Consider the following 13,503-nt stretch of genomic DNA (forward strand, 5'->3'; position numbering starts at 1 on the left):
CTCAATTCAAACCTTACAGGTTTTAAAAACCTGTAAGGTTTACTTCTTTAATTTTTCAGTACAAAACCTCCTTGTGGCTGCATTTCAATGGTAAAATCTCCTTTAGCATTCATTTTCACTTCTTTCTCTGATGAATTTCCTGCTACATCATCATTGATAAGTTTCAAATTTTTCCCGGCGAACATCGGAAGTTTTATTTTCAGTTTTTGGGATTGTTTCTCAGCATTTACACCAGCTACATACCATTGATTCTGATGCCTTCTCGCTAACACAGCATATTTCCCGGGATAGCCGTCTATGAAAACCGTTTCATCCCAAAGGGTCGGAACTTCTTTCATAAAGCGGAGCTGAAATTCCGGAGCATCAGTAAGATTGTTCGGCATGATCCCAAACATCTGAACCGGATTCTGAAACAGCACTGCTGTAGCCAGCTGAAAGCTGTCGGTGGTATATCTTTTATTTTTATCCCTGTTAGATTCCGTTAAATATGTATTGAGAAAAGTTCCTCCGAATTCCATACTTCCCACGGTATTTCTGATAAAAGGATGAAGTGTGGCAAAAAAAGCTTCCTGCTTACGGACATCTTCTGAGAAATAGAGCATTTCTGAGGCAAGAACGGCTTCGCTTCCTGCATAATTCGGGTACATTACTTCCCAGCCTCTTGGTACAGTGGCTCCGTGAAAAATAATGGTTAATCCATAATCATTGGCATCTGATAAAATATCTTCGTAAAGACGCATAGTTTCCTGTTTGTCTCCTCCGAAGAAATCGACTTTGAGTCCTTTTACACCGACATCTTTCAGCCATTTCATTTCTTTTTTACGCTCAACGGATGAGCTCATTTTGTTTCTAGGTCCCATCGGTGCATCATTGGCTGCTCCGTTGGAATTGTACCAGAGCAATACGCCTACATTTTTTGATTTTGCATATTGAATGAGGGTTTTCATTCGTTCTTTGCCTATATTTTTATCCCAAAGTGCATCCATAAGAATAAACTGATATTTCAGCGCAGCGGCAAGGTCTATGAATTTTACCTGATCATCATAGTTCATACTTTTGTCCTGCCAAAGAATCCAGCTCCAGGTGGATTTCCCAAACTGATACTCCTGTGAAGGCTCATACATGGCATCTACCACATCAAAAGGAATGGTGGTTTCTACAATGGGTTTCAGAGAGCGGCCCAATGTAATTGTTCTCCAAGGCGTTTTTCCAGGAAGAGAAACAGCAGCTCCGGTGCTTCCGAAACCGTTATTTTCTGCGATATTCGGATAGGCTACTTTATAAAGGCTTTTTTCTGCTGTGTTTTCAAGGTGTGAAGCACAATATGTACTGTTCACTCCTGTCTCAGAAAGCAATACCCAACCCTCATTTCCGATATGAAACAGACCAGGAAAAACATACCCGTAATCAGATGGGATTCCCAGTTCAGCATCTGCTTTATAGCCACTTTCATAACTGGGTGCTGTGCGGGCAAATCCTGTCATAGGCTTCATCATGGGTGATAGAAAAGTAGTGGTTTGTGACGGGAATCTGTAACCTGTAGTTTCTGACTTAACGATGGCGCTTAACCGATCTTTCATCGGTGGAATATTATAGCGGAAAGCAATATTATTGTTACTTACCTGAAATTCAACAACGATCTGATGCTGGTCTGCATTAGTGAAATTAACAGTTAAAGTATTCGCATTATAATTAACCTCAGATTTCTTGATTTTTTCGTTCGTGTATTTTTTAGAAACGATATCTTTTTTGCTGTCGATAAATTTCAGATTCTTTGAAAAATCAGACTCACTGGTTACTAAGCCCAACGGGGATTTTTCAAGCATTGTTTTTCCCTGAAGGATCACATCATATAAGGCTTTTCCGTCTTCTGAAAAAACATGAAGCTTCAGTTGTCCGTCAGGGCTTGAAATTTCTGCTACCTGGGCAAAGCTTTTGCTGATCAGAAACAAGCTGAATACAAAATACAAAATTTTTTTTCTCATAACTCATTATTTTCAAGAAAGGTCCAGTAATCGAAATACATAATGTCTGTTGAAGCTTTTCCATGGAATACAAAATACAAATCATGAATGCCGGTAATCTTTTCAGTAAGCTGAACTTTTACGGTTTCCCAGCGGTCATCTCCACCCGTCAGCGGAACCTTTACTGTTGCGGCAACCGGACCGTTCACAGCATCCAGATGAACACTCATTGTTACATCACTGTTATGGGTAGTTCCCACCCTGGCAGAGAAACCAGCGGCTCCTTTTTTCCGGAAATCCACATTCTTTACACTCGTATAAGCTCCATTTTTCTTTGCTTTAATGAAAACACCAGCCTCTTTATTCTGATAGGATTTTACATTTTCGGACCATGCTATCATTTCCGCCTGATTGAATGAGTAAGGATTAACGGTTGCAATAGCTTTTGTAATTCCATTGGTCATTTTAAACGGTGAAATAGAACCATCTTTATTGATGGTAAGTTCTTCCAGACTTACCGATCTTGTAAAACCGCTTCCGCCTGGCAATGCACCATTATGATAAAAGAAATAGGTTTTCCCCCGAAAATCAATAACACCGGGATGATTGGTGAATGACTTCCCTTCCGTAGGCATTACAATTCCCCCGTATTTCCATGGTCCCTGTGCTGTTTTTCCTGTAGAATAACCTATGAATTCAGGAAGCGGACCACCCGGCCAGAAAAGATAGTACAGATTTTTCCTTTTGTACAGCCAAGGTCCTTCCTCATATTTTGTGGGTCTTTCCGGATTGGGTTGCCCATCTCTTTTGCCAAATGATTCTTCGGTCATCGGAACTTCTACAATATTCCCTGAATAAGAAATCATATCTTCATTCAGCTTTACATATTTAAGCTTAGGATTTCCCCAATACATATGCGCCTGCCCATTATCGTCAATGAAAACAGTAGGATCAATATCTCCCCATTCGCTCTGAACAAGAGGTTTTCCCAGTGGATCATGAAAAGGACCAAACGGACTGTCACCCACAGCAACACCTATAGCACCTTTATTATTGGTTTTAGACCACATGGGAGCATATATGAAAAACTTTCCGTTTCTTTCTACACATTGTGCAGCCCAGGCATCGCGTTTTGCCCAGTCGAACTCTTTATACGAGAGAATTGTTCCGTGATCTGTCCAGTTCACCATATCATTGGTGGAATATACTTTCCAGTCATTCATGGTAAACCAGGTAGAATCGTCTTCATCGTGTGTGGTATACACATACAGCCTGTCATTGTAGACCATCGGTGCAGGGTCTGCAGTATAATTGGTCTGAACGATAGGATTCTGCGCAGATCCCATCGAAAATAAACCTGTCAGCGCAATGAAACTTATATGTATTGTACGGATATTCATAGAAATTTGGATTTAAAACTTTAATCCTGTATTTATTGTGACTTCAGAATACGATTAACTTCTTCCTGATTGACGGGTTTGAAAAGCAGTTGCGAGAACAGGTACAGATCATTTTTCCACACTTTGAAATCGTGGCCACCCGGTTCTAAATAAAAAATATGGGGAACGTTATTTTCTGTAAGATAGTCGCTTGTTCTTTTGCTGAAAGGCATTAGTCTGTCCTGATCTCCGCATGAGATCCAGAGAAGTTTTAATTCTTTAGCTTTGGATGGATCCGGAAGAAGAAGTTGAGGTTCTTTGGTATTTGGGGCTGCGGAAAAGGCTCCCACCCATGCGAACTTGTCGATATTTTCCAGTCCGAAATTCAGGGTCTGTCCGCCTCCCATGGAAAGTCCGGCAATAGCTCTGTTATTTCGGTCTTTTTTTACCGGATATTTTTTTTCTACAAAGGGAATCAGATCATTCAGCAGGTCTTTTTCAAAAGTTGCAAAAGCCTCTACTTTATCTTTTGCCATGATATCTCCGGTTGCCCTGTCGTCTTTCATTGCCCGGCCGTTGGGAAGTACAACGATCATAGGAGTAAGTTTTCCTTTGGCATACAGATTATCTAAAATAATTTGGGGAGTTCCATTTCTAAACCATTCTTTTTCATCCCCACCAATACCGTGAAGCAGATATAAAACAGGATATTGAGTGTCTTTTTTAAATCCGGGAGGTGTGTATACCAATGCTTTTCGGGTAGTTCCAACCGTTACCGAATAATACTGTATGGTGTCTATTTTTCCGTGTGGAATTTCTTTTTTCTCAGTATCAAAATCCTGGGGTACTTTTTTCTCAAAAGCCTGTGCAGAAATAAAAACTCCTGACAGCATGAAACCTAATGCCAATACAACTGATTTATTCATGATTTTTATTTGTAGTTTTAACACTTATTATTTCAGATAAAAAAATAATATCCAAGCTGCTTAAAGTTTTATACTGATTATTTTAAACCACAAAAGGTTTAACACTTAAGTTTTTTTAGAGACAAGCTTTATGCATAATAAGTACACCTAAGTGTTGCGAAAATCTTTGATTTTCATCTTATGTGAACTTTCTGCGAAATCATTTCAAACTTACTTAAGTGAACTCAAGTGTTTTTAAAATAAAAGCTTCTGTGACTTTTGTGGTTTAATACAGTTTAAACATCTGAATACTTATTTATTTATCTGTTTATGGCAGACTTTTCTCTGCTAATTTTTGTTATTTTTCATTCTCTGGCTTTATTGACTCTGAAAAAATCTACATCTACGAAACCTCCGGTATTTTTAGTAGCATAATTAAAAACAGCGAATTTTGATCCCATAAAAAATCTCCGGTAATCGAAGATCATTTTGTAATCTTTTGCCATTTCCGTCCAGTTCTTCTGATCGGTGCTGTAATAAAAATCTGCAAGATCTTTCCCAAGGTTAAAATTGGCATCAATCCGGAGGAAAATCTTATCCGAATTGAGAGGAATCCGTTTTTTTTCTTCTTTTTTCACTCCTGTAATCGCTTTGGTTTTACTATCTAAGCTTACTTCATTGGTTGAAAAAACAATGAATTTTTCTTTACCTTCCATTACTATTGATAAAATCCCGGAATCCCCGTTGAAAGCACTGAAACCTGCAACATCTCCATCTTTCATTCCTTTAAGATCCATTGCAACAATTGCTGAAGAAGTCGGGCCTTCCATTCTCTGGGTCAAAGTATTGGGTGCTGCGTACAAATTGTCTACTACTCTGTTTGTTTTCAGTCTCAGAAAGCCTTTTCTTTCGGATAAAGACCATGCTTCATTCACAGGATTATGATTCCATTGCCACTGGATTTTCATTTTTTTATCAGAGAATTCATCGCTTTCCACCAGATGATTTTTGGCTTTGAATGGCGGAAGCGGAACCTCACCTTTCAAAGGAGCTTTTCCGTTATCTCCCAATACGGGCCAGTCATTTTCCCATTGTACGGGAAGCAGCAGCGGAACACGTCCTACTCCATTTCTGTCCTGAAAAATAAGAGAATACCAGTTTCCGTTTTTATCATCTATCAAAGCGCCCTGACCTGCGTAGGAAAACCCTAAAAAATTATCTTCCAGGATTACTTTTTTCTCGTAAGGACCTGTCACTTTATCTGCTCTGTAGACGACCTGACGGCGTTTCCCGTTTTTCGGCCAGGAAATCATCATCATATAATATTTTCCGTTTCTTTTGATGATCTGGTTTCCTTCAAGAAGTCCGGTTTCCGAAGCATCTTTCTGAAACACCTCACTTCCATCCTGATTTCCGATTACCTGCTTAAAATCAGAACTCAGTTCAAAAACTTTGTTGGAAGTGAAAACATATACTCTGTCATCATCATCGAAAAACAATGAAGCATCGTGAAAATGCCTTGTTCTTGTGATCAGTTTCCATTTTCCTTTTTCAGGATTATCAGTCACATAGAAATAGGATTTGAAAGGTTCATCATTCGGAGAGAATAAAACGTAATATTTCCCTTTGTGATAGCGGATTGAAGAAGCCCATTGACCTCTTCCGTAAACGGTTCCGTTCAATAAATCATATTTCGGGTTGTCATTCAAAGTATCGAAAACATACCCGGACATTTCCCAATTTACCAGATCTCTTGAATGCATCACCGGAGCTCCCGGCATTAAATGCATAGTGGTACTGATCAGGTAAAAATCGTTTCCGTTTCCGGTAATGGATAAATCCGGTGCATCTGCCCATATGATTGGGTTTGTAAATGTCGTACTTTGTTTTCCGGAAGGATTTACCTGGGCTGAAAGAAGATTCAGCCCGATAAACCCCAATAAAGAAACTATATAAGATTTTTTGATTTTCAAAATGTACAGTGATGTTTGGTTTTACTTTTTTCAATTTTAAAAGGAAACACTTCGACAAGCTCAGTGTGACATTGCTGATACTAACTTAATTCGGGATAATATCATTAGAAGAGGTACTGTAGAGTCCGATAAGGCTTCCTGTAAAACCTCCCGCAACATCCGTAGAAAGTATATCTCCTGAAACCGGTCCTCCAAGATTTTTATAGTTTTTACCGTCTATTGAGTAATTAAAACTATGTTCATCTTTATCAGCAACCACCTGTAATTTAACTGGCTTGGATAACGATATTTTCTCGCTGGCAATCAGTTTTGATACTCCTTTTTCAGTTCTTTCCAATACGATGTAGAAATCTTTATCTTTTTTCGTGATTCCGAAAACATAATTGAATGTTTCGCTTTGATAACAGGTAATTCCTGCCAGCTCTTTTTCTGATTTAGGCTTAAAATCCAGGGTTACAGAAGTTTCAAATGATTCATGCTGCAATCTGTGGAACAGTGCCGAAACCGGAGCCAATGCCTTGATACTGGTTGCAAAAGGGTTTACTTTTACGCCGTTTTTTGTAACCGTAATAAAGCTTTCACGAGGTCCACGCATGGCAATCCATCGGAAGTCAAGATTTTTATCGGTCAGCTTATCAGCATAGATAAAGTTTCCGTTCGGAAAAAATCCGTTTTGCCCATTTTGATTCTGAGTTCCTGAAGGTAGCTTTAATTTTGGTTTCATTGGAACCAGTCCATTTTGGAAAACAGGATATTTTCCGCTCCAGTCAACCGGAAGTATAAAGGTTTCACGACCTTTGTTGACTCTGTTTTTCTCATTCGGGCGTATCGCCAGAAATACTCCGTAATATTGGCCATCCGGTGTTTCTACCAAATCTGCATGGCCGGCCCAGTCTACCTTTTCTTTCCTTTCTTTCGGGAAATAACGCTGTGTCAGAATCGGGTTATTACCAGCCGGAACGTAAGGACCTTTCGGAGAATCAGACATAAAGATAACTTCACTGTGATTACCGCCAGTTCCTCCTTCAGCACACATCAAATAGTATTTACCGTTCTTTTTATAAATATGGGGGCCTTCAATCCAGATGGGCTTTTGAGAAAGATCCACGCCGCCGTTTACAATAATCTTATCCGAACCCGCAACTACCTGATCTTTTTCGAGATCATAGTCCCACATCTTAATAACACGGTGGCCGTTGTACTGTTCGGTACCTTGTGGCGGAGCATCGTTATGAACAATATATGCTTTCCCGTCATCATCAAAGAAAATAGCCGGATCAATACCTTCAAAATTCAGTTTCTGAACTTCGCTCCATCCTTTTGCCGGATCTTTTGTTTTTACGATCATATTTCCAATACCACCTGCAAACTGGGTAGTAATCATATAAAAAGTATCGTTGTGCTTATTGTATTTGATATCCGGGGCATAAATTCCATGGGAAACGCCTGATTTTTCAACTTTAAGCTGCGAAGGTCTGTCCAGGACATGTCCTACCTGTTTCCAGTTCACGAGATCTTTAGAAGTAAATATCGGGACTCCCGGAAACATTGAAAATGAAGAGTTTACGAGATAGTAATCTTCTCCCTTTCTGGTAATGCTGGGATCGGGATAACAGCCCTGTAAAATCGGGGAATAGAACTCGTCCGGCTTAAGAGGGTTGTCATTATATATTTTATCGTTTCCACGGTAGTTGAAGTCTGAGAATGTCTGTGCAGAAATAGAAGTCACTGATAGCAAAGCTGCTGCTGCAAGTATATTCGTTTTATTCCTGAAAAAAGCTAAATTCATTATATTCTGTTTCATTGTTATTCTTTTTTATAGTTTTTAAAATGTATATTTTTTGAATAGGTGTTATTGTTCTTTTAACGCTGAGTCCGCAAGTTTTTTAACTATTATCTTTTGAGGTTCGCAAAGGCGTTATACTCAGCAAAGGGTATCATATTTTATCATTATAATCGTTTACCGAGCGTTATATATTTTAAACGGTTTTCTTTCTGTTGATTATTTTAATTAATCCCCAGGCTGTAACATAGGATATTCCGGCTATGAAGAATATAATGTTGTAGCCTCCGTTGATATTTCCTGATTTTTTAAAAGCATCGAGAACAATTCCGATAAAAAGCGGAAAAATAATTCCTGCCGCTGAGCCGAGCATTCCGCCAAAACCAATGACAGAACTGACATAATTGTTAGGTAATTGATCTCCGACCGTGGTCATAAGATTGGCTCCCCAACCTTGGTGTGCAGCTGTTGCAAAGGCAATGATGATTGTGATCATCCACATATTGTCTACATATTTTGAGAACATGACCGGAACCACCATTAATGCAAACACTAACATCGTAATGCTTCTGGCTCTTCCGATGGCCCAGCCTTTTTTAATCAGAAATGATGAAATATAGCCTCCGCCAATACTTCCGATCGTAGTTCCGCTGTAAATAATAATCAACGGAAGCGATGGTTTTGTTAAATCCATTTTGAATACATCCGAAAAATACGCCGGCAGCCAGAACATGAAAAAATACCAGATAGGGTCGGTTAATATTTTACCGATGGCAAATGACCATGTTACTTTATATTTAAGTAATTCAGATAAAGGAATTTTCGTTTTCTCTTCTTCTTTTTCAGCCTGATCACTTTTAATGTATTGCAGTTCTTCCTTGCTGAGATTTTTTGTTTTTTCCGGTACGGTATAAAATTTCCACCAAAGGACAATCCAAACCATACCCAAAGCGCCGATCCACACAAAAGTCTGTCTCCAGCCGTAATATCCAAGAATGAACGGAACCAGCAGCGGTGCTAAAATAGCTCCCACCGTAGCTCCTGAATTAAAAATTCCGGTTGCCAGCGCTCTTTCTTTTTTAGGAAACCATTCAGCCACAGATTTGATGGCAGCAGGGAAATTTCCTGCTTCGCTGATTCCCAAAGTACTTCTCGCAATGATAAACCCGATGGTACTTTTCACAAAACCATGTCCTATAGAGGCAAGGCTCCATACAATAAGAGAAACTGCATACCCGATTTTGGTTCCCACCTTGTCTATAAATCTTCCCATCGCCATATAACCAATGGCATAAGTCGTAGTAAAGGCCATGACGATATAGCTGTAATCTTTTTCGTCCCAGCTGAATTCCTTTTCCAGTACAGGTTTCAGCAAGCCCATTACCTGACGGTCAAGATAATTGATCGTAGTGGCGAGAAAGACAAGGGACAGCATCCACCATCTTATATTGCGGTTTTGAGGAGCCTGCATTTAGTTATGATTAAGTTGTTGTAATAAATTTCTTGTTTTCAGAATCAGTTCTTCTTCATTAAAATCCTTTCCGATAAGAGAACTTCCCAACCCCGCAGCTACAGCTCCGCCATTAAGCCATTCTATAATATCTTCAAATTCAGCATGGATCCCTCCGGTGGGCATGAAATTCATTCCCGGGAAAACAGGCTGTACCGATTTGATATAGTTCTTCCCTAAAGCATCAGCAGGGAATATTTTAACCAGTTTTAAACCATTCTGATAGGCAATATTGATATCGGAAGGAGTAAAACAACCCGGAATCAGAAGGATATTTTTTTCAAGAGTATGTTGTACCAATGCTTCACTGATAACCGGTGTAATGATGAAATCTGCTTTTGCATGAGCATAATCATCCATTTCCTGTAGGTTTTTTACGGTTCCAATTCCTAATAGAAGTTCAGGAAATTCTGTACGGGAAATTTCTTTCAGCTTAGTGAAATTTTCCAGTGCCTGATGACCCCGGTTGGTATATTCTATCACACGGATTCCTGCTTCGTATAAAGCTTTTATGATATTTTTTGAGACTTCAAATGATTCGTTATAGAATAAAGGAACTATTTTCTGGTCTTTTATTTTTTGTAGTATTTCACTCATAATGTTTCAATATTAATGCTTTCATCAATGGTATCTCCTTTTACGAAAAGCTTTTTAAAAGCAACTTTTGTCGCATCCTCAAGAATCTGCTGATCAGGATTTCCTTTTAAAATTCCATGAATTAAGGCGGCCATAAAAGAATCACCGCTTCCTACCCTTTCTTCGATTTTATCTGAACTATATTTTTCTGCAGCCAAAAGTTTCCCATCAGTAAATAAGGTGGCAAAATAATTGACCTGTTCGCCGTTTGTAAAGCGGAAGGTATTTGCAATTTTTTCCACAGACGGGAATTGTTTCCGGATTTCCAACGCTGTTTTTTCAGCCTGTTTCAGAAGATTTTCATCATCAAATTTCCCGTTAAGCTCATATTCAACAGGAATATTCAGAAACTGCTCAACAGACCAGATATTTCCCATAAGAACATTCACAAAAGGCATCAGCTCTTTAATTTTGTGAGGATCCTGGTTTTGCCAAAGCAATGCCCTGTAATTCAGATCGAGAGAAACTGTAATATTTTTGGTTCTGGCTTCTTTCATGATATGCAGACATTTACGGAATGTATGGTCACTCAAGGCCGGTGTGATGGTACTGATATGCAACCATTTTACTTCTGAAAATATTTCATCATTACTGAAAGTTTCAAAATCCGATTGGGTAAAAACAGACGGAAAGCGGTCGTACACCACTGAAGCGTTCTGCATATCTCCATCAGAAGAAAGGTAAAATGTTCCTATTCTCCCTTGAGTTTTTTCTGCAAGGACTTCTATTCCTTTATTGTTAAGCTGGGACTCCAGCTGATTTCCAACGAAATTCTCCGGTAAAGCTGATAATAATTTCACAGGATTCTTCCACTGGGAAAGCGCTGCAGCCACATTATATTCAGCACCGCCAACATACATTTTCAGAGACTGCTCATTCAGCCAGTTTCCTTCGGAATCCGGTGCAAAGTGGAGAAGCAATTCTCCAAAACATAGTATTTTCGTCAAGTCCTGCATGGTATTAGATTTCAAAATAGTTTTTCGTATTGTGATAACAGATATCCTGGATGATCTTTCCTACCCATTTTTCATCATCGGGCAGAAGACCTCTTTCCATCTCATTTCCGAACAGATTGCACAAAAGCCTTCTGAAATAATCGTGTCTTGAGAATGATAACAGGCTTCGGGAATCGGTCAGCATACCGACAAAAGTGCTGATCAGACCAATATTGGAAAGCGTGTTCATTTGTTTTGTCATCCCGTCGAGCTGATCGAGAAACCACCAGGCTGCTCCAAACTGTACTTTGGATTTGATTCCTCCTTCATTGAAATTTCCGGCAAGGGCTGCAAGAACTTCATTGAATGCAGGATTCAGATTGTATATAATTGTTTTGGTCAGTTTTCCTTCTGTATTCAGTGCATCCAGCAAAACGCTCAATCTCTGTGCATAATAGGGTTCTCCAATAGCATCATATCCTGCATTAGCGCCCATTTTTCTGAACATTTCTGAATTGTTATTTCGGGTTGCCCCTACATGAAACTGCTGTACCCAGCCTTTTTCTGCGTACATTTTGCAAAGCTCTTTCAGCATATAGCCACACAATGCTTCCGGATCAGAAAAAGTTGAAAGATTACCTTTTAAGAATTCGGAAAACTCTTTTTCAAGGCTATAGTTCCATTTTGTAGTATCTGGGAAATATTCAAAGCCATGATCGGCCACTTTTGCCCCTGCTTCCGCAAAATAGTTGATTCTGGACTGAAGTGCATTCAACAGGTCAGAGACTGATGTGATTGAAAATCCACAGACTTTTTCAAGCTTTTTGATTCCTGTAAGATATTGTTCAGAATTAATGATATTAATATAGGTATCAGGACGGAAAGCCGGAAGAACGGCTGTGCTAAATCCACTGTTTTTTAAAGCCTTGTGATGAACCAGATCATCAGCAGGATCATCTGTAGTGCACAACGCTTCTACCTTAAAATTCTGAATGATGGATTGTGGTAAAAAGCCGGATGTCTGCAGACTTTCATTCATCTGATGATATACAGTATCTGCATTATTGGGTGATAAATATTCACTGATTCCAAAAGGATTTTTCAACTCCAGATGAGTCCAGTGAAATAGTGGATTTCGAAGGGTATATGGCACCACTTCTGCCCATTTCATGAATTTTTCATGATCTGAAGCATTTCCGGAAATAAACTGTTCATCAATACCAAAATTTCTCATGGCTCTCCATTTGTAATGGTCACCATCCAGCCAGATAGCAGTTGGAGAAAGGAAATTCTTATTGGCAGCAATAACATCCGGCTCAAGATGATTGTGATAATCAATCACCGGCATATCTTTGGCATATCCAAAATAGAGATTCTCTGCCTTTGCTGATTCAAGCAGAAACATTTCTCCGAAAACATCTTTATTTTTAATGGAATTACTCATTATTTATTGTTACAATCCAGGATTTTAATTGTCTTTAAGTTCTGACTTCATAAAAGTCAGCAGTTTAAAAACAAGACCTTGCATGAAACCATTAAGGTCCTGTTCCAACTATTATATATGAAGAAATTAGTTTTTTATACTCCACTGAATGCGCTGAAACCTCCGTCAACAGGAATTAAGGCTCCTGTGATAAAACTTGCAGCATCTGAACATAGAAACTGTACAACACCATTCAGTTCTTCTACTTCTCCAAATCTCTGCATGGGTGTTTTGGCCATTACTTTTTTACTTCTCTCGGTTAAGCTTCCGTCGGGATTCAGAAGAATGGCCCGGTTCTGATCACCAATGAAAAATCCTGGAGCTACGGCATTCACGCGTATTTTATCTCCGAATTTCAATGCCAGATCACAGGCCAGCCATTGGGTAAAATTGGTAATTGCCGATTTGGCTGCAGAATATCCGGCTACTCTCGTAATCGCTGAATAGGCAGCCATTGAAGAAATATTAATAATGTTGCCGCTCCCCTGTTCTGCCATTGCTTTTCCGAAAACATAGCTCGGATAAACAGTTCCGTTGATATTGAGATCGGTAACCTCAGCCCATCCTTTCATATCCATATCAAAAAATGACTGTTCCGGGGATAAAGTTGCTGCCGGAATATTTCCACCCGCTATATTAAGCAGAATATCAATGCTGCCATACTTTTCTTTTATTTTCACAGAAGCAGCTTCAAGGCTTTCAATATCCATCACATTGGCTTCTACAGCAAGTGCATCTCCGCCCAAATCTGTAAGTTCTTTCACGCGAGCATCCAGTGTTTCCTGGTTTCTTCCCAATACCACAACTTTTGCTCCGGCCGCTATAAAACTTTTGGCAAGGCTGCCTCCCAAAACACCTGAAGCCCCCGTGATGACTGCTACTTTGTTTTTAATACTAAACAGGTCTTTCATTTACTTTTTATTATTTTATTACAA

At 39.2% G+C, this 13,503-nt stretch carries 10 protein-coding genes; all 10 read right to left on the bottom strand.

Annotated features, from left to right (window positions below):
- Positions 1-47: 47 nt before the first annotated feature.
- Positions 48-1,985, bottom strand: a complete 1,938-nt coding sequence (locus JOE44_RS05530) for a glycoside hydrolase family 97 protein (protein ID WP_209784696.1) — start codon at positions 1,983-1,985, stop codon at positions 48-50.
- The gene (locus JOE44_RS05535; RefSeq protein ID WP_245169716.1) at positions 1,982-3,364 is read right to left on the bottom strand and encodes a glycoside hydrolase family 43 protein; all 1,383 of its coding nucleotides are present in this window, start codon (positions 3,362-3,364) and stop codon (positions 1,982-1,984) included. The genes JOE44_RS05530 and JOE44_RS05535 overlap by 4 nt, the downstream gene beginning before the upstream one ends.
- Positions 3,365-3,396: 32 nt before the next feature.
- On the bottom strand, positions 3,397-4,269 hold the full coding sequence (locus JOE44_RS05540) for an alpha/beta hydrolase-fold protein (protein ID WP_209784697.1): 873 nt from the start codon (positions 4,267-4,269) through the stop codon (positions 3,397-3,399).
- A 344-nt stretch (positions 4,270-4,613) separates the two neighbouring features.
- A complete protein-coding gene (locus tag JOE44_RS05545) occupies positions 4,614-6,221 on the bottom strand; it encodes a glycoside hydrolase 43 family protein (RefSeq protein WP_209784698.1) in 1,608 nt (535 codons plus the stop codon).
- Positions 6,222-6,306: 85 nt separating this feature from the next.
- A complete protein-coding gene (locus tag JOE44_RS05550; RefSeq protein WP_209784699.1) occupies positions 6,307-8,025 on the bottom strand; it encodes a glycoside hydrolase family 43 protein in 1,719 nt (572 codons plus the stop codon).
- 175 nt (positions 8,026-8,200) lie between these two features.
- Entirely contained in the window at positions 8,201-9,475 is a 1,275-nt protein-coding gene (locus JOE44_RS05555; protein ID WP_209784700.1) for an MFS transporter, read from the bottom strand.
- On the bottom strand, positions 9,476-10,111 hold the full coding sequence (locus JOE44_RS05560; protein WP_209784701.1) for a bifunctional 4-hydroxy-2-oxoglutarate aldolase/2-dehydro-3-deoxy-phosphogluconate aldolase: 636 nt from the start codon (positions 10,109-10,111) through the stop codon (positions 9,476-9,478).
- Positions 10,108-11,106 (bottom strand): sugar kinase, encoded by a 999-nt coding sequence (locus JOE44_RS05565; protein ID WP_209784702.1) that lies wholly within the window; start codon positions 11,104-11,106, stop codon positions 10,108-10,110. The genes JOE44_RS05560 and JOE44_RS05565 overlap by 4 nt, the downstream gene beginning before the upstream one ends.
- 4 nt (positions 11,107-11,110) lie before the next feature.
- Positions 11,111-12,529, bottom strand: a complete 1,419-nt coding sequence (gene uxaC / locus JOE44_RS05570) for a glucuronate isomerase (protein ID WP_209784703.1) — start codon at positions 12,527-12,529, stop codon at positions 11,111-11,113.
- 134 nt (positions 12,530-12,663) lie between these two features.
- Positions 12,664-13,479 (bottom strand): SDR family oxidoreductase, encoded by an 816-nt coding sequence (locus tag JOE44_RS05575; protein WP_209784704.1) that lies wholly within the window; start codon positions 13,477-13,479, stop codon positions 12,664-12,666.
- Between the last annotated feature and the right edge of the window lie 24 nt (positions 13,480-13,503).

Origin of the sequence: Chryseobacterium sp. PvR013 (genome assembly GCF_017833095.1) — a bacterium.
Classification (GTDB): domain Bacteria; phylum Bacteroidota; class Bacteroidia; order Flavobacteriales; family Weeksellaceae; genus Chryseobacterium; species Chryseobacterium culicis_A.

What these genes read in the sequence shown, in the direction of transcription:
- JOE44_RS05530 (WP_209784696.1), bottom strand. Translation starts at nt 1,985, where the DNA reads ATGAGAAAAAAAATTTTGTATTTTGTATTCAGCTTGTTTCTGATCAGC.
- JOE44_RS05540 (WP_209784697.1), bottom strand. Translation starts at nt 4,269, where the DNA reads ATGAATAAATCAGTTGTATTGGCATTAGGTTTCATGCTGTCAGGAGTT.
- JOE44_RS05550 (WP_209784699.1), bottom strand. Translation starts at nt 8,025, where the DNA reads ATGAAACAGAATATAATGAATTTAGCTTTTTTCAGGAATAAAACGAAT.
- JOE44_RS05560 (WP_209784701.1), bottom strand. Translation starts at nt 10,111, where the DNA reads ATGAGTGAAATACTACAAAAAATAAAAGACCAGAAAATAGTTCCTTTA.
- JOE44_RS05575 (WP_209784704.1), bottom strand. Translation starts at nt 13,479, where the DNA reads ATGAAAGACCTGTTTAGTATTAAAAACAAAGTAGCAGTCATCACGGGG.
- uxaC (WP_209784703.1), bottom strand. Translation starts at nt 12,529, where the DNA reads ATGAGTAATTCCATTAAAAATAAAGATGTTTTCGGAGAAATGTTTCTG.
- JOE44_RS05555 (WP_209784700.1), bottom strand. Translation starts at nt 9,475, where the DNA reads ATGCAGGCTCCTCAAAACCGCAATATAAGATGGTGGATGCTGTCCCTT.
- JOE44_RS05535 (WP_245169716.1), bottom strand. Translation starts at nt 3,364, where the DNA reads ATGAATATCCGTACAATACATATAAGTTTCATTGCGCTGACAGGTTTA.
- JOE44_RS05565 (WP_209784702.1), bottom strand. Translation starts at nt 11,106, where the DNA reads ATGCAGGACTTGACGAAAATACTATGTTTTGGAGAATTGCTTCTCCAC.